At 48.5% G+C, this 18,954-nt stretch carries 18 protein-coding genes; 17 read left to right on the forward strand and 1 reads right to left on the reverse strand.

Annotated features, from left to right (window positions below; genetic code table 11):
- Positions 1 to 46: 46 nt before the first annotated feature.
- From rfbA to AC0QKW_RS04895, 13 genes are all read left to right on the forward strand, one after another.
- Entirely contained in the window at positions 47 to 1,003 is a 957-nt protein-coding gene (gene rfbA / locus AC0QKW_RS04835) for a glucose-1-phosphate thymidylyltransferase RfbA (RefSeq protein WP_473149926.1), read from the forward strand.
- A complete protein-coding gene (gene rfbC / locus AC0QKW_RS04840) occupies positions 1,000 to 1,545 on the forward strand; it encodes a dTDP-4-dehydrorhamnose 3,5-epimerase (RefSeq protein ID WP_473149927.1) in 546 nt (181 codons plus the stop codon). Before rfbA ends, rfbC begins: the two co-directional genes overlap by 4 nt.
- Positions 1,545 to 2,348 carry a dTDP-4-dehydrorhamnose reductase gene (gene rfbD / locus AC0QKW_RS04845; RefSeq protein WP_473149960.1) on the forward strand — a complete coding sequence of 268 codons (804 nt, stop codon included), beginning with the start codon at positions 1,545 to 1,547 and terminating at the stop codon, positions 2,346 to 2,348. The genes rfbC and rfbD overlap by 1 nt, the downstream gene beginning before the upstream one ends.
- Before the next feature lie 55 nt (positions 2,349 to 2,403).
- Positions 2,404 to 3,627 (forward strand): polysaccharide pyruvyl transferase family protein, encoded by a 1,224-nt coding sequence (locus tag AC0QKW_RS04850; RefSeq protein ID WP_473149928.1) that lies wholly within the window; start codon positions 2,404 to 2,406, stop codon positions 3,625 to 3,627.
- A gap of 105 nt (positions 3,628 to 3,732) precedes the next feature.
- On the forward strand, positions 3,733 to 4,794 hold the full coding sequence (locus tag AC0QKW_RS04855; protein WP_473149929.1) for a glycosyltransferase family 2 protein: 1,062 nt from the start codon (positions 3,733 to 3,735) through the stop codon (positions 4,792 to 4,794).
- Between the two features lie 77 nt (positions 4,795 to 4,871).
- A complete protein-coding gene (locus AC0QKW_RS04860) occupies positions 4,872 to 5,780 on the forward strand; it encodes a glycosyltransferase family 2 protein (protein WP_473149930.1) in 909 nt (302 codons plus the stop codon).
- 541 nt (positions 5,781 to 6,321) lie between these two features.
- Positions 6,322 to 7,212, forward strand: a complete 891-nt coding sequence (locus AC0QKW_RS04865) for a glycosyltransferase family 4 protein (protein WP_473149931.1) — start codon at positions 6,322 to 6,324, stop codon at positions 7,210 to 7,212.
- On the forward strand, positions 7,209 to 8,357 hold the full coding sequence (locus AC0QKW_RS04870; protein ID WP_473149932.1) for a glycosyltransferase family 4 protein: 1,149 nt from the start codon (positions 7,209 to 7,211) through the stop codon (positions 8,355 to 8,357). Before AC0QKW_RS04865 ends, AC0QKW_RS04870 begins: the two co-directional genes overlap by 4 nt.
- Before the next feature lie 56 nt (positions 8,358 to 8,413).
- Complete coding sequence (locus AC0QKW_RS04875) at positions 8,414 to 9,577, forward strand: glycosyltransferase family 1 protein (protein ID WP_473149933.1); 1,164 nt, start codon at positions 8,414 to 8,416, stop codon at positions 9,575 to 9,577.
- A 49-nt stretch (positions 9,578 to 9,626) separates the two neighbouring features.
- On the forward strand, positions 9,627 to 10,769 hold the full coding sequence (locus AC0QKW_RS04880) for a glycosyltransferase family 4 protein (protein WP_473149934.1): 1,143 nt from the start codon (positions 9,627 to 9,629) through the stop codon (positions 10,767 to 10,769).
- Positions 10,770 to 10,776: 7 nt separating this feature from the next.
- Positions 10,777 to 11,868 carry a glycosyltransferase family 1 protein gene (locus AC0QKW_RS04885; protein ID WP_473149935.1) on the forward strand — a complete coding sequence of 364 codons (1,092 nt, stop codon included), beginning with the start codon at positions 10,777 to 10,779 and terminating at the stop codon, positions 11,866 to 11,868.
- The gene (locus tag AC0QKW_RS04890) at positions 11,865 to 13,265 is read left to right on the forward strand and encodes an O-antigen ligase family protein (RefSeq protein WP_473149936.1); all 1,401 of its coding nucleotides are present in this window, start codon (positions 11,865 to 11,867) and stop codon (positions 13,263 to 13,265) included. The genes AC0QKW_RS04885 and AC0QKW_RS04890 overlap by 4 nt, the downstream gene beginning before the upstream one ends.
- A 10-nt stretch (positions 13,266 to 13,275) precedes the next feature.
- The gene (locus tag AC0QKW_RS04895; protein WP_473149937.1) at positions 13,276 to 14,421 is read left to right on the forward strand and encodes an acyltransferase family protein; all 1,146 of its coding nucleotides are present in this window, start codon (positions 13,276 to 13,278) and stop codon (positions 14,419 to 14,421) included.
- Between the two features lie 86 nt (positions 14,422 to 14,507).
- Here AC0QKW_RS04895 and AC0QKW_RS04900 read toward each other — a convergent pair whose 3' ends face one another.
- Positions 14,508 to 15,263, reverse strand: coding sequence for a cistern family PEP-CTERM protein (locus tag AC0QKW_RS04900; protein ID WP_473149938.1), 756 nt, complete (start codon positions 15,261 to 15,263; stop codon positions 14,508 to 14,510).
- Between the two features lie 261 nt (positions 15,264 to 15,524).
- Here AC0QKW_RS04900 and AC0QKW_RS04905 point away from each other — a divergent pair, with 261 nt between their 5' ends.
- The 4 genes from AC0QKW_RS04905 to AC0QKW_RS04920 all read left to right on the forward strand — a co-directional run bounded on the left by AC0QKW_RS04905 (position 15,525) and on the right by AC0QKW_RS04920 (position 18,917).
- On the forward strand, positions 15,525 to 16,679 hold the full coding sequence (locus AC0QKW_RS04905; RefSeq protein ID WP_473149939.1) for a glycosyltransferase family 4 protein: 1,155 nt from the start codon (positions 15,525 to 15,527) through the stop codon (positions 16,677 to 16,679).
- Positions 16,680 to 16,922: 243 nt separating this feature from the next.
- The gene (locus AC0QKW_RS04910) at positions 16,923 to 17,258 is read left to right on the forward strand and encodes a hypothetical protein (RefSeq protein WP_473149940.1); all 336 of its coding nucleotides are present in this window, start codon (positions 16,923 to 16,925) and stop codon (positions 17,256 to 17,258) included.
- A 39-nt stretch (positions 17,259 to 17,297) separates the two neighbouring features.
- Positions 17,298 to 17,636 (forward strand): PTPA-CTERM sorting domain-containing protein, encoded by a 339-nt coding sequence (locus AC0QKW_RS04915; RefSeq protein WP_473149941.1) that lies wholly within the window; start codon positions 17,298 to 17,300, stop codon positions 17,634 to 17,636.
- A 507-nt stretch (positions 17,637 to 18,143) separates the two neighbouring features.
- Positions 18,144 to 18,917 carry a mediator of RNA polymerase II transcription subunit 11 family protein gene (locus tag AC0QKW_RS04920; RefSeq protein ID WP_473149942.1) on the forward strand — a complete coding sequence of 258 codons (774 nt, stop codon included), beginning with the start codon at positions 18,144 to 18,146 and terminating at the stop codon, positions 18,915 to 18,917.
- The last annotated feature ends 37 nt before the right edge of the window (positions 18,918 to 18,954 follow it).

An 18,954-nucleotide genomic window follows, 5' to 3' on the forward strand; every position in this document is an offset into this window, starting at 1 on the left:
CGCTAAGCCCGATCAAAGCACCGCAGCACTATAAAAGGATTCAACCATGAAAGGAATTATCTTGGCAGGCGGCACCGGTAGTCGGCTTTATCCGTTGACTCAGGTGCTCAGTAAACAGCTAATGCCCATCTATGACAAGCCGATGATCTACTATCCGCTGTCTACGCTGATGCTGGCTGGCATTCGAGAGATTTTAGTGATCTCGACCCCGGCTCATTTGCCTTTGTTTCAACAGGCGCTGGGCGATGGCAGTCAGTGGGGGCTAGAGTTTAGCTATATTGAGCAGCCCAAACCCGAAGGGCTAGCCCAGGCCTTTATCTTAGGTAGAGACTTTATTGCCGACGAATCGGTTTGCCTGGTGCTGGGTGACAATCTCTTTTATGGCCATGGTTTTGTCGATGTTTTAACTAAAGCGGCGCAGCTTCAGGAAGGGGCTTTAATCTTTGGCTACCGGGTTGCAGAGCCGCAGCATTATGGGGTGGTTGAGTTTGACGCTAGCGGTCGAGCGATTAGCCTAGAAGAAAAACCCATTCAGCCTAAGTCAAACTATGCGGTTCCTGGGATTTATTTCTACGATGCTCAGGTTGCTGCGCTGGCAGCGGCTCTAAAGCCTTCAGCTCGGGGCGAGCTAGAGGTTACTGACCTGAGCCGAGAATATCTAAACCGTGGTCAGCTCAGGGTAGAGTTGTTGGGCCGAGGCTATGCCTGGCTAGATACTGGCACCCATGAGGGCTTGCACCAAGCCTCAAGCTTTATTCAAACCTTAGAAGATCGCCAGGGCTTTAAGGTTGCCTGTGTCGAAGAGATCGCCTATCAGCAGGGTTACATAGATGCTGAACAGCTCTATCGCTTGGCTCAGCCCATGGCAAAAAGTAGCTATGGCAAATATCTGATGGCGTTGCTTAAGGCTGAAACCGACCCGGCAATTTTGCTAGAGCACAATCTGAATACTACGATGACGTCTCGGTTAATGCCTGAAATGGTCGGAGGTCAAGGACGATGAAAGTACTGCCTACAGAACTGCCTGACGTATTAATCTTTGAGCCTCAGGTCTTTGGGGATGAGCGAGGGTTTTTCTTTGAGAGCTATAACGAGCAGACTTTTTTAGAGAAGCTAGGCACTACCACGCACTTTGTGCAAGACAATCACTCTCGCTCGGCAAAAAATGTGCTGAGGGGGTTGCACTACCAAATTCAGCAGCCCCAAGGCAAATTGGTGCGCGCAGTGGTGGGTGAGATTTTTGATGTGGCGGTCGATTTACGCAAGCACTCTAGGTTTTTTGGTCAGTGGGTTGGCGTGCAGCTAAGCGCCAGCAACAAACGGCAGCTGTGGGTGCCTCCTGGCTTTGCCCACGGGTTTGTGGTGGTGTCTGAGGTGGCTGAGGTGCTTTATAAAGCTACTGATTTTTATGCCCCAGCCCATGAGCGCAGCTTGCGGTGGGATGACCCTACTCTAGCCATTGCCTGGCCGCTCGATGGCGAACCAATAGTATCGGCTAAAGACAAGGCGGGTAAGTTTTTAGGCGATGCGGAGGTGTTTGCATGATTAAAATTCTGCTTATCGGTAGCACTGGGCAGGTGGGCTGGGAACTACAGCGCACCCTGATGACTCTTGGTACAGTGATTACTGCCAATCGCCACAGTGCTCAACCGTACAAAATCGACTTGGCTCAACCAGACACTATTCGTACTGTCATTCGCGAGGTGCAACCTAGTTTGGTTGTCAATGCGGCGGCCTACACTGCTGTAGATAAGGCAGAATCTGAGCCCGCTTTAGCGATGGCGATCAATGGGGTTGCGCCTGGCGTTGTTGCAGAAGAGGCTAAGCGCTGTCGAGCAGGGCTAGTGCACTATTCAACTGACTATGTGTTTAGTGGCGACCAAACTCGACCCTATACAGAAGATGACTCTACTAATCCGCAGAGTGTGTATGGGTCAACTAAGCTGGCGGGCGAGCGAGCCATTGCGGCTGTTAGTGAGGCCTACCTGATTTTTAGAACCAGCTGGGTATATGGTTTGCACGGCAAAAACTTTTTGCTAACTATGCTGAGGCTGGCGCAGGAGCGTGAAGAGATAAAGGTGGTGGATGACCAAGTGGGATCGCCAACTTGGAGTCGGATGATCGCGGAGGCTACGGCTCAGATTGTTTCGCAAGGGGTGTCAGACCTATATGAGTTTATGGCTGACAAGCATGGCGTTTATCATCTCACCTCTACTAGCCAAGTGAGTTGGTATGGGTTTGCAAAAACAATTTTTGAGCTTTCTGGAAGCTTTGAAATAGGAAAACTTAGAACGCTTACGCCGATTCTTTCTAGCCAATATCCGAGCCCTGTTCAAAGACCTACCTAAATGCATTAATTTCGCATCCTTAAATCGTGTATTTATCAGTAATAGTGAGTAAATTATGATTGGTCAGTTTGGTACATTTGATGTGGACAATTATGGCGATCTTCTCTACCCAGTAGTGTTTGAGAAGATACTTAGGACATATGGAGTATCTGCTAAAGTTCAGAAATTTTCTTTTTTATCCAATGTATCTTTGCAAAACTCTGGATATATTACAAAGTCTATTCAAAGCTTACTGTCTTCTAGTAAAGATCAATCCCTAAAGTTTCGAGAAAAACTTAAGTTGGTTGTAGGTGGTGGAGATTTATTAAGAACAGACTGGGATGTGATGGCTTCTCACTATTACAGCGCAAATAAATTTAAAGAACAGAAAACTCTTCTCCAGCAACTAGAAAAGCTAATCCTGAAAAGTAGTGAAATGGAGATTTTTGTTAGAAAATTTCAATCCCAACACATGAACTACTCCGCTGCGGGACCTTTTATTCTCGATTCCAGGAATGTGGAGAATATTGATTGCATTGCCTACTGCTCTTGTGGAGTGCCATTTGAGTTCAATGAAGATGTTAAAGATCAGATCGTTCAGTCATTTGAAATGGCAGATTTTATTTATGTTCGCGATCAACAATCTCAAGAAAAACTGATTAATGCTGGTGTAAATCAGAAGATCTATATGGCCCCTGATTTAATCGTTACTCTCAGTGATTTCTTTGATTACACCTCAGAGAAAAATAAAGGACGTGAAATCTTGAAACGATTTGAAGTCAATATCGATCAACCTATCGTTTGCTTTCAAAGTAATCCTCAGCCTGAAGAATCTCAGATAGAAGTACTAAAACAGTTCGAAATGTATCAGGCGAGAACTGGATGTGAGATTATTTTACTACCTATTGGACGATGCCATGCAGATGATCAATATTTGAAGGAACTGTCTAGAAAGTCGGGGGGAAAGCTAAAGTACATTGACATCTATTCAATTTTTGATGTAATTTCTGTAATCGCTGCCAGCAATACATTTCTGGGAACCAGTTTACATGGCAATGTAACTGCATTTTCCTTTGGAATTCCTCACTTATTTGCTCCAATTCAAGTAGATAAAGCCGAGGGTTTTTTGAGTATTGTAGATTTGACATTGGATCTAAAACTTAAGTTTTGGTCGGAGATTGACGAAAAACTTAATATGTTGAGTGATTTTGAGCCAACATATTTTAGCGATCGAGCTGTGATAGCAAAAAAAAGAGTCTATGAAGTGACTGATCTTTTAGTGAAAGTCTTGCAAGCTTAAATAGTTGTGGCTGGAGATAGTTGAAATCATTAATTTTATCTTTTGACTAGTATCCAACTGCAATCATATATCAATTTTTAAAGTGACTTAACTCAAGTGATTATCATGCCATCCTTAATCAGTGTTTGTGTCCCAACATATAATGGGGAAAAGTATCTTAGAGAATGCCTAGATAGCATTCTTCAGCAGAGCTTCACAGACTTTGAAGTTATTGTCGTTGATGACCAGTCTACAGATGGCACTACTGCAATTGTCGAAGAGTATATATCTAAAGATTCTCGGATTAAACTATTCAAAAATCCTCAAAATCTGGGCCTTGTTGGCAACTGGAACCGATGCATCGATCTGGCTAAAGGGGAGTGGATAAAATTTGTTTTTCAAGACGACTTGATTGCTCCCACCTGCTTAGAAAAAATGCTGGCCGCAGTTAAACCAGATACGGCTATCATTTTTTCCCGTCGCGACTTTATTTTTGAAGAAGGTATACCAGAATCAACTAAAAAAATATATTTAGACCTTGCATTGCCTGAAAAACAGTACATTCCCTTCAAAACAAAAATATTAGCTGACGATTTTTGCAAAGCAGCATTTAGAAGTTTTGGTATTAACTTTATCGGAGAACCGACTGTCGTTATGACTCGAAAGAGCGCATTTGAACAGTTTGGACTCTTCAATCCTTATCTGGTTCAAATCTGTGATTTTGAAATGTGGGCGCGCATTGCTAGCAACGTAGGAATCATTTATATTCCGGAAGCTCTAGCAACTTTTCGAGTCCACTCCGGAGCAACAACAAATAGCAATTATACTAGGCGCGAATATCGGATGCGGCTAGATTTTGTTGTGCTTAAATATAACTTCTTATTTGCTCCGGTATATGAGAAGTTACGAGCGTTTAACTCTAACCAATTGTTTCCGAAGAACTTGCTAGAATCGATGAAACTAGATGCCTATTCTGCTTGGATTATTGCTAGCCGTGCAAAGAATGAGCAGACTGATGCAAATCAAAAAATTAATAGTGAATGGGAAAATATTTTAGCGTGCCATCCACACCTGGGTTGTGTAACAGAGCTCAGTAGTTTACAGAAGGCCCATTATTTACTTTTACGAAGAATTATTCATTGGAAAAGGCACATTAAAAAAATATTTACAGCACAACTTCAAACATGATGCTGGTTATATTTTTTGCCCTGTAAAATTTCTTGCATTCTTATTACTTTACAAACTCATCTCAAAAACAAAATTGTATGACTAATGTTAGCGTTGTGATTCCAACCTATAATCGTTCCTGGGGGCTAATTCGCTCTATTGATAGTGTTCTTTCCCAGTCATTTCAAGATTTTGAGTTAATTATTGTTGATGACTTTTCTTCAGATGACACTGAAGAGGTTGTTCGTTCTATTCAAGATCATAGAGTGCGTTATTTTCGACAATCTCACAATGTTGGGGTCGCCGAAAATTGGGGAAAAGGCTTAGAGCTTGCCCAGGGAGAATTCATCACTTTTTTAATGGATGATGATTACTATAAAACCGATTTCCTAAGTAATCGTATTGCTCATTTAATATCTAATTCAAAGCTTAATGTCGTTTTTTCTAGCTACGAAGTTCGAGATTTAGATGACCAACTAGTCAGCAAGTCAAATATAGACTTGACTGATCAAACGGAACTTTTATCGAAAGACTTATTAAAGTGCATTTTGCAACGAAATTGGTTTATTGGTGCTTCCATGTATCGACGTACAGCCGTGCAGGCAGTCTGGGAGAAAGCAAAGCGTGATTATATGGTTGTTGATTTTTCTTTAGGTATTTATCTAGCACTTCAGTCAACAGGAAATGGTCTTTATGTTGATACTCAAGATTTTGTTATGTCTCAGCATCCAGGTCAGAATAGTCAAGCTAAAATTAAGGAAGTATTGTTGCAAACAGATAACGCTCTGTCTAGAATTTTGACTGAGTTTCCTGCTCACCCCTATGCTCAATTAATTCGCAGAGAACAATCTTGCTGGAAAGTTCTGCAAGCGCGCCATCTAGATTTAAAAACCCCACCTAATTATGAAGTAGCGCGTAAACTTATATTAGATGCTTTGCAAGTAGATTTTAGGAATATTTGGGCATGGAGACAGCTTTCAAAGTTTTTACTTTTGGGCAAACTTTAGACAACACCAATTTAAATTTATTTTCACCTATTAAATCCGGTAAGCATAATACATCAAAGTATTTATTCTCTAAGCTTGACAATCTCTAAAAGGCTATCTTGGGTTAGTCGATAGGCACATATATTTTGACGTAAACTAAATTACTTCTGGCTAATTTGCTCTCTTTATAATAATTGGCTGATAAAAGTTTTCCTCATAGGTTGGGTTGAGGTAACGAAACCCAACACCAGTAACGGTTTCTTTGGGTTAGCGATAGCGTAATCCAACCTACAGCAGAATGAGAGTTCCAAGAGTTTTGTCAGTCAACCAGTTCTTTATACCCTCTAAATTCTGCATTACATTAGATAGCTTTGGCAACTTTATTCCCATGACAAATCAACAGTCCCAGCACATTTTTTCGTGCAGTGCATCCTATGGTGCCGGTGGCCTAGGGCAACACTTAGCCCAAATTCTTGTTGCTAATGTTGAGGCAGGTCACACATGTCAGTACTATTGCTCGCAGCCCGCACCCAGTACACCTAACGGCTATGCTGTCGATCCAATGTTACCCAAACTACTGCCTTATACTCCCTACCGCTATAGCCCTGGGTGGCTCAACTATTGGGATATTGATAGTTTTGACCGGGCAGTTGCCAAGCAGCTACCGGCCGCCCAGATCTTTGAAGGGTTTGTTGGGCAAGCCCTGCATAGCTTTAGCAGAGCCCAAAAACTTGGCTACCAATCTCTGCGGCTACAAGCCGCCAATAGCCATGTCAACAACGTAGCCGTTCAACACCAAAAAGCCCTTCAGTGGTTTGGCCTTGAAACTAGCTGGCTTAACGAAGCCCAGCGCCGCAAAACCCTGCAAGAGTATTCCATGGCCGATGTTATCTACGTCGCCTCTGAATATAGTCGTCAGACCATGCTAGCTGAGGGCATACCCGCTGAGAAACTACGCCGCATTGAACTTAAGGTGCATCCTCGTTTTCAGCCACCAGAAATCCGCTCCGACGATGGCAAGTTTCGCATTGTCTACGTGGGCAGCCTCACCGTAATGAAAGGCATTCCAGTTTTGCTAGAGGCATTTTCCCGGATCGCGGATAAAAATGCTGAATTAGTTTTAGTAGGTGGTTGGGCAACACGGGGCATGCGCCGCTATCTTCAGCGGTGGATGGCCAAAGACCCTCGCATTCAGGTCGTGCCGGGCGACCCGCTACCGCATTTGCACCAGGCCAATGTCTGTGTGCACCCCACCTACGAAGATGGCTTTGGCTACGCCCCAGCCGAGGCCCTGGCCTGCGGGGTACCTGTCATTGTGACCGAAGATACTGGCATGAAAGAGTACGTTCAAGAAGGAGCAAACGGCTACGTAGTGCCGACGGGCAGTTGGGAAGCCATATTTGAGCGGATTGAAACTTGTCTCCACCTGTTACCCGTAGGAGGTGCAACGTGATCATTGCCCACTACGAACACGACATCTGGGCTAGGGGAGGATTAGCCACCTATATCTACCGCATCAGCCAAGCCCAGCGCGATGCAGGAAACCAGGTCTACCACTTTTCTAGGGAGCTTTCTACGCCTCCAGAGGGGTTTGAGCCACCGATAGTGGTGTGTAACGATGAGGATTTGTTTCGGCAGGCGATCGCCCTCAATGTTGACCTGCTACATCTGCACCGATCCATTTGGCAGGTTCCGCCTAGGCAATTGCCCACAATACTTACGCTGCACGAGCATACTCCCTACTGCCCGAGCGGTGGCCGCTACCTCAAACGGCAAGGGTGTCCCTGCGATCGCCCCTACAGCCTGCACGGATGTTTGTGGGGGCATTTTGTTGATCGCTGCGGCAGTGTGCGCCCTCAAAAGCTCAAGGCAAGTTTTCAAACTACCTGGCATGAAAAGGAGTTTTTAGCACATATCCCTGTCATTACGGTTAGCCAGTTTTTGAAAGATCAGATGGTAAGGTCGGGCTTCAAGGCTGACTCTATACATGTTCTACATTTGTTTTCCCCCCAGGAGCGACAAGAAATTAAGCCTTCACCTAGAGATCGAGCAAGGTTTGTTTTTTTAGGTCGAATAGTACCTCATAAGGGTTTAGGATGGCTGATTCGTTCGCTGGCAGAGGTGACTTCTGATTGCCATCTCGATATTGCGGGAGAAGGTGATCAAATAAATGAACTTATGGATCTTTCAAAGGAACTCAATATTGATGATCGCCTGACCTTTCATGGCTGGATAAAACCATCAGCTGTTTCAGAATTAATCCAAAAATCTAGAGCTCTTATCTTTCCCTCTCTTTGGCATGAACCAGGTGGAACAGTAGCCTTTGAGGCAATGGCTCATTCTCGGGCCGTCATTATGAGTCGTGTGGGGGGTATGCCTGAAGTTGTCAAACATGGTGTAAATGGTTTGCTGGTAGAGCCTGGTAATCTGACAGAATTAGGCCAAGCCATAGATACGCTAGCCTTAGACTGGGAGTTAGCCAAAAAATTAGGAAACAATGGCAGAAGCATGGCTTTGCACGATTTCACACTTCAACAACATATGGATGAATTACATCAGTTGTATGCACAGGCGATCGAGAGCAAGCAATCAGCTTAACTGCTTGACCAACAAAACAATACTTTTGCTATTTTGTTTTTATACTACCTGAACTCATGTCCTATTGCATAGACGAAAAAGTTTTTTTCTTCCTTCACCCACCAAATTTTGGAAAAGATGGTAGTTACACTAAGGCTTACCACTATTATCAGCATGCTCCTATTGTGTTAGCCGAAGGCTTACAAAAACTGGGCATAAAATTCTATTCCAACATAAACTACTGGCGAACATCCTGGGAAGAAGAAAGCTATTTATTTAACTGCGATCCCAGTATATCGCCCCAAGACTGCTCGATTATTGTTGTTGATCACGTATCTTTTTTGTGCACGGAAAGCTTGCCTTTAGAGATTTCTGAGATCAGCAAAAAAAGCAAACTCATCTACCTAGATTTATCAGATGAAGATCCAAGAAAGGATATCTTTCACGAAGATTTTAGAGTCTTTGACTATATATTCAAAGCCCATGTCAATGCGCTTTCCTGGTATCCCAAAAACGTTAGGCCGTGGATGTTTGGCTTGTCAAGCCGGATATTGCAATCACTAAATTCTATTCCTGACTTTGATAGCAGAAAGAAAGAGATGCTAATAAACTTCAGGCATACCCAGCACCCTCACACCCTGCGAAAATTTGTCGAGAAAAATTTTGTTGATGATGTAAAAACTATTTTGCCAATAAATAGTACTCTTGACAAGCCAATTAATCCCTCTAGTGATGATTTTGATTTACCTTCCTGCCCTCTCAGCCCTGATGATCTAATGCACTGTGTTCAAACTAGCGGTCGGCATTTTCCTGGTTATTATCAGCGGCTTACTCACACATTAGCCTCTGCCTGCTTTGGTGGCTTCTTTATTTCTCCCTGGCCCAGCAATCAGTCAATATCTCTCAGCAAAAACCTAAGACGATTGATTACTCGGCTCAACCTTCGCACATCCCGCATCATTCAGTGGGATAGCTGGCGTTTGTGGGAGTCTCTAGCCGCAGGATGTGTTACATTCCACGTTGACTTTGACAAATATGGGTTTTGTCTACCTGTCATGCCTCAAAATTGGAAACACTATGTCGGTATTGACTTAGATAATATTCAAGCTGACATAGAGCGTATCGCTGATGAACCAGAAATCCTGAAAAATATATCTATTGAGGGCAGAAACTGGGCACTGAAGCACTACAACCCAATTGCGATTGCAGAATACTTTTTAAATACAATCTCGGACACCTAGGCGCTGGATCGACATCTTTGAAAGACTCAGTGACGCAAGGCCACGCACAATGAAAATCTGTATTATTACCCACAGCATTACCCTCGGCGATGGCCAGGGTCGCGTCAACTATGAAATTGCCCAAGAAGCTCTCCGCCGGGGTCACTCCGTTACCTTTTTAGCCAGTCAGGTTGCCCCAGAGCTGCAAAATCGAGTGTCTTGGATATTGGTTAATGTCGGCAAATTGCCTACCGAACTTTTGCGAAACCTAGCCTTTGCCCGCCAGAGCGATCGCTGGCTGCGCCGCCACCGCGACCAGTACGACTTAGTGCTCAGTAACGGAGCCATTACCCCCTTCCCTAGCCATATCAACACGGCCCACTTTGTCCACAGCACCTGGCTCAGGTCGCCTTACCACACCCTTCGCTACCGCCGCGACCCCTACGGCCTCTACCAATGGCTCTACACCGCCCTCAACGCCCGCTGGGAACAGACTGCCTTTAACCAGGCCAATACCGTCGTGGCCGTCTCCCGACAGGTAAAGCAGGAGCTAGCGTCCATCGGCATTCAGCCCAGCGCCATCGAGGTTATTCTAAACGGCGTAGACATCGACGAATTTCAGCCCGGCCCTTCAGATTGCAAAGGGCTTGATCTGCCAGAAGATGCCGTGCTGGCCTTTTTTGCAGGCGATATTCGCACCCCTCGCAAAAACCTAGAAACTGTTCTGCAGGCGCTAGTTCAGGTGCCCCAGCTCCATCTGGCTGTAGCGGGCGACACCACCAACAGCCCCTACCCCAAGCTAGCTAAAAGCCTAGGACTGGGCAACCGCGTCCATTTTCTCGGCTTTCGGCGCGATATTGCTCAGCTTCTAAGGACCGTAGATTTTTTAGTGTTTCCATCCCGCTACGAAACCTTCGGGCTGATTGTGCTAGAAGCGATGGCCTGTGGGCGACCCGTTGTTACCGCTGCCACCACCGGAGCCGCAGAGCTAATTACTCCAGACTGCGGGTTTGTGCTGGCCGACCCCAACGACGTCCAAAGTTTAGCCAAAGCCTTGACCCAGCTCAGCAACAATCTAGACCTACGGCAGTCTATGGGCCAGGCTGCCAGAGCAATCGCAGAAAAGCGATCGTGGCAGGTAGTTTCGCGCCAATACCTCGATCTGGCCGAAAGGCTGTACCGCCAAGAGCCCATCCCCGCCGCCTCAACCTAGAACTGCCATGCTGCCCATTGCTGCCATTAGTCCGCGCCTGCCGCCCATGGTCGATGGGGTGGGCGACTATTGCTTTAGGCTAGCTTCACAGCTCGATAAAGATTTTCAGCTCAAAACGCGATTTGTCGTGGGCGATCCGACCTGGGCTAGAAGTGCTGAATCAGTAGATGCCATGGCTCTGTCAGATCGCTCTGCGGCCTCCTTAGTTAGGGCTTTAGCCCTGTCTACCACAGTCATTTTGCACTACGTGCCCCACGGCTATGCCCCCAAAGCCTGCCCTTTCTGGCTGCTAGATGGGCTGCGGCAGTGGCACACCCAAACCCCAGAGGCGCAGCTTGTCACCATGTTCCACGAACTCTACGCCCTCGACTGGCACCGCCCCTGGAGCAGCGACTTTTACCTGTCGCCGGTGCAACAGCACCTAGCTGCTCAGCTTGCCCAAATGAGCGACGTCGCTCTGACCAGCACCGATCGCTATCGGGCTGCCCTCAATAGGCTGAGCCGGGGTAAACACAGAGAAGTTCCAGTTTTGCCGGTGTTTTCTAACGTTGGGGAAGTAGCTCAGCCGCGATCGCTGGCTAGTCGTCGTCCTTGCCTGGTGATCTTTGGCCAGCGCCACAGCAAGCAGCTGATCTATGGTCAGTCTTTACCCTTGCTCACCCAGGTTTGCCGCCACCTGGGTATCGAAGAAATTTGGGATATTGGCCCGGCCACAGGGGATGCCCCCCGACAGGTAGGCTCAACTCCCCTGCTCGAACTGGGGCAGCGATCTCAGGCCGATATTAGCGATCTGCTCTCCCAGGCGATCGCAGGCTTTTTGAACTATGACCCCAGGCGGCTGGGCAAATCTGGCATTTTTGCCGCCTACTGTGCTCACGGGGTCTTACCCATCAACCAGCGCGCTGCCGCCACTACCATTGACGGCTTAACAACAGGGGAGCACTACTGGGTACCCACTGCCGCCAGCGGCCCCAGTTCTCTCAACGCCCTGGCCACCATTGCGACCCATGCCCATGTCTGGTATCAGGGTCATTCCCTAGCAGCCCAGGCCCGCACTTTTGCTCAATGTCTACCAACCAGCCGCTGCACCTACCCATGACTGCTAATCACACTGACTTGATCACGCCACGTCGCTCCCCTCTTGGGGCGCTACAGCCCCTCGACGCCTGGCTGCCCATGCTGGCGCTAATTCTGATAACTACCCTGTTTCTGGGGGTGGGGGCAGGGCGTTTTTTACAGTTAGGGTTTCCGCCCATGGCATTGGCGGTGGGGTTTGTGCTCTATCAGCGTTACCCGCTCATCTATGTTAGCTTTACCTGCTGGCTGTGGGTGCTGACCCCCTTTGTGCGCCGCCTGGCCGACTACCAAGCGGGCTATCAAGAGCCCAGCCCCATATTGTTAGCCCCCTACCTGGTGGCCTTTTTATCGGGTATGAAATGCCTCGCCTACATCCGCAGACTGCCCCGCGAGGGGGGCATGCCCTTTTATCTAGCGCTGGCTGGCATTGCCTACGGCACTATGATCGGGCTCATTCAACAGTCTCCTAAGGCAGTGCTATTGCCTCTGCTCAACTGGGTGACACCGGTGCTGCTGGGGCTGTTTGTCTACACCCACTGGCGTGAGTACCCGGCCTACAGCAAAATGCTGCGGCGTACATTTTTGTGGATTGTTTTGGTCTGCGGCACCTACGGCATCTACCAGTATGTTGTTGCCCCCGGTTGGGATACCAGCTGGCTGATCAACAGCGGCCTGATCTCATCCGGGGGCGACCCAGAGCCCTACGGCATGCGGGTGTTTAGCACCATGCACTCGGCAGCCCCCTTTTCGGTGGTCATGCTGGCGGGGCTCATGCTGCTGTTTTCTACCGAGAGCCCGGTGCAGTTTCCGGCTACGGCGGTGGGCTATCTGTCGTTTTTGCTGACGCTGGTGCGATCGGCCTGGCTAGGTTGGATAGTAGGTCTATTGGTGCTGGTGACCTCCCTCAAGCCCAGGCTGCAAATGCGGCTATTTTTGGTGATGTTGGTGATGATGCTCTGTGTGGTGCCGTTGACGTTTATTGAGCCATTTGGCAATGTCATTGGCGATCGCATAGACAGCTTTACCAACTTAGAAGGCGACGTTAGCTACCAGGGTAGACAGGGCATCTATCGTACTAATCTAACCAAGTCAATGAGCAACCCCCTAGGTTTGGGCCTAGGGGGCACAGGTACCCACGTAGATAGCGCGGTCATTGACACCCTCCTATCCCTAGGGTGGCTTGGAACTGGGTTGTATGCAGGTGGTTTAGTTGCCTTGCTATTTCAACTATTTCGGCACTCTGAGGCAAAAGCTGATACCTTTGCCAGCGCCAGCAAGGCAATTTGTTTAAGCATATTCTTTATGCTGCTATTCAGCAGCCTCATGCTTGGCCTTGCCGGTGCAGTCCTTTGGATTTTTGCTGCGGCAGGGCTGGCATTTAACCGCCACAACTTGAATTTGAGGAAACAAACAAACTAAAAAGTAATTTATGAAACCTACCCAGCCTATTGTATGGATCGATATTCTTCGGGGTATTGCCTGTCTGGGCATTGTCCTCTACCACGTGCGAATTGACCTCTGGGTGGGCTGGGTTGAGATTGCCAGCAATCCTCAGGCCTACAGCGGGTTAGATCGAGCAGCCGCTCTACTGTCGATTCCAATTCCATTTTTGCGGCCCACCGTGATGATTTTTTTTCTCATCAGTGGGTTCTGCATCCACTTTCCTCACGCTGCAAGGGGGCGAGAAATGGATCTCAAAAACTTCTTTATTCGACGAATTTTTAGAATCTACCCGCCCTACGTTTTCGCGATTTTTTTGGGTGTTTTTGTGTTGTGGTTGCAGTCGATGCTGGTAGCCATTCCTGCTGATGTCAACCTGGGAAATAGGGTGGTAGAGAGTTTATTTTTAGTCCAAAACTGGTGGGGCGGTTTTGGGCAAGTTGTCACCAACCCATCTCTATGGTTTGTGCCGGTGCAGATTGAACTTTACCTCGTCTACCCGGTGTTTTTATGGCTGGTGTTGCGCTATGGGTTTCGCCGGGTGCTGCTGGGGGTAGGGTTGGTCTCGCTGGGCAGTCTGGCGCTGCTAATGGTGCAGTCTGGTGACGACCCCAGGCGACACCTGGGCAGCGTCAACCACTTCCCTATGTTTTGGGTGATTTGGTGCGCAGGGGCGCTGCTCGCTGAGGGGCTCAAGCGCGATCGCCTGCCCCGCTGGCAACCCTGGTTTTGGGCGGTGGTGGCGGTGTTGTTGGGTGCGGCTATGGGCACTTCAGTGACCAAGCAATACATCGGTCTGCAAGAAATGGTGTGGTCGAGCGTCTACTTTATGCTGCTGCTGTGGGGGCTGACCCACCAAAACCCTACCCGCTGGCTACCCAAGCCAGTGGTGGCAACCAGCCTGTTTCTAAGCTTGGTGTCTTACTCCCTCTATTTAATTCACTTTCCCCTATTTAAGCTGACTGGCACAGTCTGGGTGAGCTACTTTGGTACCAAGCCCGCCAACTTTTTAATTCCGCTGGGCTTCAGCGTCCTGGCGGTGGTGGTGGCCTACGGCTTTTTTGTGGCGATAGAGCAGCCAACCCAGCGGGTGACTCGTTGGTTGTCAACGCACCTGACCCCTGCCAGGCCGTAGCTCTAAGGCTCAGTAAAGCAAAAAAACGCTCGGGGCGCAGTGCCCCGAGCGGTTGTGCCATTCAACAGATGGAAAGCCCCTTGAGGTTATGCTTCGGCAGCCTCCTCTTCGCTACGATCGCGCTTCCGCAGGGCAGCGACCCCCAGCCCCAACAGCCCCGGTAGCAACGCAGGCGTTGGCACCGGAGTAACATTGGCGGGCAGAGCAGCGCTCAACGAACCATTGCCAACACTCTGGAACCGCAACCCAAAGGTGTCGAGAGCAATAGTGCCGTCAAAAGTGCCATTCAGCAGGAAGGTAAACACATCGTAGTTACCGGAGAAGATGCCGCCGCCGCCGCCGCCGGTGCAGCTATTGGCCGAGGTGGCACAGATGATGTTGCCGGGCAGGGTGCCCGTCAGGTTGTTGCTGGTGTTAAAGCCAGTCAGTAACGTGCCTGCCGTCGATCCAGGGGTATTGAGGGCGACATTATTGCCGACACCAAGACCAAAAGAGGTGATGCGGTTGATGTTTGAACCCGCGACGGGTACGGTAGATAAGTTATCGACCCGGACAAAAACCTTGGCGGTGGTTGTCGTCAGCTCTTCGACACTCAAAAAACCGAGGGCTTTGAGAAATTGCCCATTGCCCAGGTCGAAATTCCACTTCAGGTCAACTGCATCGCCCTGGGCCAAAATGGCCTGGAAGATGTCTTGGTTCGCCAAGGTGCCACTAACTTCTCCGCCATTACCGATGTCAGTAATGGTGAGCGCGCTGGCGGTAGGGGCGGTGATCGCTAGGGCGGCCACAGCCACAGAAGCTGCTAGAGCCCCTGCTACAGGCTTAAAACTAAACCAATTCATTTTATTTGTGTCTCCAAAAAGAGCAAGACTAATTTGTTGGTAGAGCGGCCTGATTCGAAGGGTAAGGATGCAAGTCTGCACGAGTGTATTATCAACTACACTGGGCCAAGTCTAAGTATTACCACTGGGAACTTTTTAGAAGCTTCAACATCGTGAATAAGGTTAAGGCGAGGCCTGCTGAAATTTTACCGATCGTCCTGATGGCGAAGGGCGATGGCCGTAGGTTAGTAGATAGTCAGCGTCAAACAAACGTAGCCAGTGATGTCGCATTCCTCTTCAAAAATTGCACTGGTTGGCAACAACTGGTTTCCAGCCCAGCCGGGCGGGCTCGATCGCTACGTCTATGAGTTGGTTCACAGCTTAACTACCAGCGGTCACAGCGTAGAGCTTATGGGCCTGGAGCTGCCCAGCCATAGCCTGGTGCCGGGGCTACACCTAACCACCCTCACCCATGGCGATCGCAGCCTGCCTCAGCGCCTCTACGAGACCTATTACCACAGTCGCCACCTGGTGAGAGATGAGGCAGCAGTGGTCAATATTCACTTTGCTCTATACGGTCTAGGAGTGCTGCCCAACCTGCCTGTAGATGTGCCCGTGGTGGGTAGCTTCCACGGCCCGTGGGCGTTGGAGAGCCAACAAGAGGGGGCTGGACGCATCAGCGTTGCCTTCAAACGGTGGGTCGAGCAGCGGGTGTACAATCGCTGCGATCGCTTCATTGTGCTCAGCAAAGCTTTTGGCACCGTGCTGCACCAGACCTACGGCATTCCGTGGGAGCGCATCCACGTCATCCCCGGCGGGGTTGATACCAATCGTTTTCAAAATAACCTCACCCGCGCAAAAGCCCGTACCCAGCTAGGCTGGCCCCGCGACCGCTTCATTCTTTTCACCCCCCGCCGCCTGGTGCAGCGCATGGGCATTGGCCCCTTGCTCAGCGCCTTGGTGCAGGTGCGCCAGCAGGTGCCTGAGGTGTGGCTGGCGATCGCTGGCAAAGGCCCCCTGCGCGAAACTCTAAAACACCAGGCAACCGAACTGGGTCTAGGCGACTGCGTGCGGTTTTTGGGCTTTGTGCCTGACGACGACCTGCCTGTGGCCTATCAGGCCGCCGACCTCACAGTCATCCCCAGCCAGGCGTTGGAGGGGTTTGGCCTAGTGCTGCTAGAGTCATTGGCCTGTGGTACCCCAGCGGTGTGTACCCCCGTGGGCGGCATGCCCGAGGTGCTGCTGCCCTTTTGCCCAGAACTGGTGCTAGCCAGTGGGGAAGCTGGGGCGATCGCCCAGCGGCTAATCGAGTTTGGCCAACAGACGATACCGCTGCCCAGCAGCGAGGCCTGCCGGGCCTATGCCGAGGGGTTTGCCTGGAGTGCGATCGCCCCCCGTGTGGTCCATGTACTGCTAGCAAACAGGTCGACGTTGTGAACCTTGCGTAAACTCCCCCGAGCGCAATTAACACATCTCGTTGAAATTATGTAACATTATGCTTGATATGTAACCTAGGTTCCATTCGGGTATGCAGTTTCCGCGGGGTTGCATCGACCAAAGGGTGTCTATTAATTCTGTCAACGGTGCATTGCCGAACCTACCATCAGTGCTGCCCTCCGCTGGGAAGTACGTTGTGATCCCATGCTCAGCACGTTACCCAGTCTATCTAATAGGAACCCTATGACCTTCTTTCAAAATCGCGTGCTTCCCCTAGCCGCCACCGTTGCTCTTTCCGTAGCCGCCCTTGTTCAGGTCGAGGCTGCCCATGCCTTCATTGTTACCAGAACGGACGCCACTGTTCCAGCCACTGGTATTAATGCTCCTTTTCTTCTCCCACCCACAATAATTAATTTTGACGGTTTAACTGGCACTGTTGGAAGTAATGTTGCTAGTTCTATTGGCCCCGGTGGCGTTGCCAAGGGGGCAGCTACTATTCAAAGACTTTCGTCTGGTGGTAATTCTGTGTCCTATGGGGGTAGTCAGCTAACCATTGGTGGTGGTGCTACTGCCAATTAGCAGGGTCAAGTTGCCTTCAATTTTCTGGACTCACGGGGCATGGGCTACTTTGGCTTTAACCTAGTTTCTGTCCCTACCGAAGCAGTTCGCGCATTGATAACGGTTCAGTTATTGCAGGGTGCTAACGCGATTCGGAGCTTTACCCTAAACTCGCTCCTCGCTTCAGGAAGTGGCAACTACACCAACAACTACTTCAACTTCTTTGTCACTAACGATACTGGAGCTTTCAATAGAGTTGTCATTACCAACAGCTCTACAGCCAACCTCATCCTCGACAATGTGGCGTATCAAGCGATTCCTACCCCAGCGCTTCTGCCTGGGCTAGTGGGTCTGGCCTTTGGCGCCGTGCGCAAGCGTAAAGCCGAAGCAGAGGCTTAGTCGCGATGGCTAAAGGGATCTTCGAATAATTAAGTAGAGTTCGAAATTATCCGTAGGCAGCAACCATCTAAGGTTTATTGGCGCATAGTCTAGGCTCATCTCGTTAAGTCTAATTCAGGGCTAGCCTAACTTTTGGATAAATGGCAAAGTCCTTCTCTGAAAAGAGAGGGGCTTTTTGTATTAAACTCCATACAAAAGCTCTACAGTAACAATCCGGATAATACTTGTAGATTAAATTCAAACTTTATAGCCTAGACTTTGTTTTTTGTATTTTATAAAGGTTTACTATGATCGCTCTTGCCTGTAGAGAAAATCTCTAAGGTAGTAATCATATAGCTAAGTAATTGTCTCTAAAGAAAAGACTACTGGCGTTTAGTCGTAGTAGAAACAATGAGAATATCTTACTCATTTGCTTAGTTAATATGATTTGAGTGCGATCAAAGGTCACAGTAATGTTAGATATTGCTGTGACGACTAGATAAGTTATATTGCGTACTTTGGTTAACTATGACAATGCGTAATCTGCTAATGCTCACCGCTACGGTTACACCGAAGACTGGAGTGCCTAATCTCAAACGTTCTGATCCTCAAGAACGTCTTAAAGACTATGCCAATGCGCTAGAGTTTTACCTAGGGCAAATAGGTAAGTGTTGTGATGGCATTATTTTTGTGGAAAACTCCAATTCTGATCTATCTCTGCTGCAGTCATTAGTAGATAGCTACAATCTTGCCGACCAAGTTGAGTTTCTTACCTTCAACGGCTTAGACTATCCGCCCCATTACGATCGAGGGTATGGCGAGTTTAAACTACTTGACTACGGCATGGCCAATTCTCAACTGTTGCAAGCTGATCAAGCCAGAACCGTCGTCTGGAAGGTCACGGGTCGCTACATCGTGCGCAACCTGAACACAGTTATTGCTCATCAACCGCCCAATTTTGATGTTTACTGCAACTGCCGCAACCATCCAAAATACTGGGTTGACACCTACTTCATGGCCTGGACTCCTGCGGCTTATGAGACTTGCTTTCGAGATGTGTATCACCGATTAAAAACTAATGTTTTTGGCATTCCTGAGGGCATTGCCGCTGAAGAACTCTTGAGAAGCTGGCTTGATCAACTGTTAATAAAAAAGACTGTTCGACTCAAGCGTCGATTTCATATCACGCCTCAGATAGATGGTATTCGTGGAGCAGATAATAAAGGATATAGCACCGATGAAGTTTGGAAGTTTCGGCTACGGAATATTCTAAATAAAGCCATACCTTGGATATGGGTTTAATTTTGCTTAAAGTGCAACACCTCTAGAGCCCCTCTGG

Source organism: Pseudanabaena sp. PCC 9330 (genome assembly GCF_055795045.1).

Bases quoted from the DNA above. Each gene is read 5' to 3' on its own strand.
- rfbA (WP_473149926.1), top strand. From the start codon at position 47: ATGAAAGGAATTATCTTGGCAGGCGGCACCGGTAGTCGGCTTTATCCG.
- rfbC (WP_473149927.1), top strand. From the start codon at position 1,000: ATGAAAGTACTGCCTACAGAACTGCCTGACGTATTAATCTTTGAGCCT.
- AC0QKW_RS04850 (WP_473149928.1), top strand. From the start codon at position 2,404: ATGATTGGTCAGTTTGGTACATTTGATGTGGACAATTATGGCGATCTT.
- AC0QKW_RS04855 (WP_473149929.1), top strand. From the start codon at position 3,733: ATGCCATCCTTAATCAGTGTTTGTGTCCCAACATATAATGGGGAAAAG.
- AC0QKW_RS04860 (WP_473149930.1), top strand. From the start codon at position 4,872: ATGACTAATGTTAGCGTTGTGATTCCAACCTATAATCGTTCCTGGGGG.
- AC0QKW_RS04865 (WP_473149931.1), top strand. From the start codon at position 6,322: ATGTTACCCAAACTACTGCCTTATACTCCCTACCGCTATAGCCCTGGG.
- AC0QKW_RS04875 (WP_473149933.1), top strand. From the start codon at position 8,414: ATGTCCTATTGCATAGACGAAAAAGTTTTTTTCTTCCTTCACCCACCA.
- AC0QKW_RS04880 (WP_473149934.1), top strand. From the start codon at position 9,627: ATGAAAATCTGTATTATTACCCACAGCATTACCCTCGGCGATGGCCAG.
- AC0QKW_RS04885 (WP_473149935.1), top strand. From the start codon at position 10,777: ATGCTGCCCATTGCTGCCATTAGTCCGCGCCTGCCGCCCATGGTCGAT.
- AC0QKW_RS04890 (WP_473149936.1), top strand. From the start codon at position 11,865: ATGACTGCTAATCACACTGACTTGATCACGCCACGTCGCTCCCCTCTT.
- AC0QKW_RS04895 (WP_473149937.1), top strand. From the start codon at position 13,276: ATGAAACCTACCCAGCCTATTGTATGGATCGATATTCTTCGGGGTATT.
- AC0QKW_RS04900 (WP_473149938.1), bottom strand. From the start codon at position 15,263: ATGAATTGGTTTAGTTTTAAGCCTGTAGCAGGGGCTCTAGCAGCTTCT.
- AC0QKW_RS04905 (WP_473149939.1), top strand. From the start codon at position 15,525: ATGTCGCATTCCTCTTCAAAAATTGCACTGGTTGGCAACAACTGGTTT.
- AC0QKW_RS04910 (WP_473149940.1), top strand. From the start codon at position 16,923: ATGACCTTCTTTCAAAATCGCGTGCTTCCCCTAGCCGCCACCGTTGCT.
- AC0QKW_RS04915 (WP_473149941.1), top strand. From the start codon at position 17,298: ATGGGCTACTTTGGCTTTAACCTAGTTTCTGTCCCTACCGAAGCAGTT.
- AC0QKW_RS04920 (WP_473149942.1), top strand. From the start codon at position 18,144: ATGACAATGCGTAATCTGCTAATGCTCACCGCTACGGTTACACCGAAG.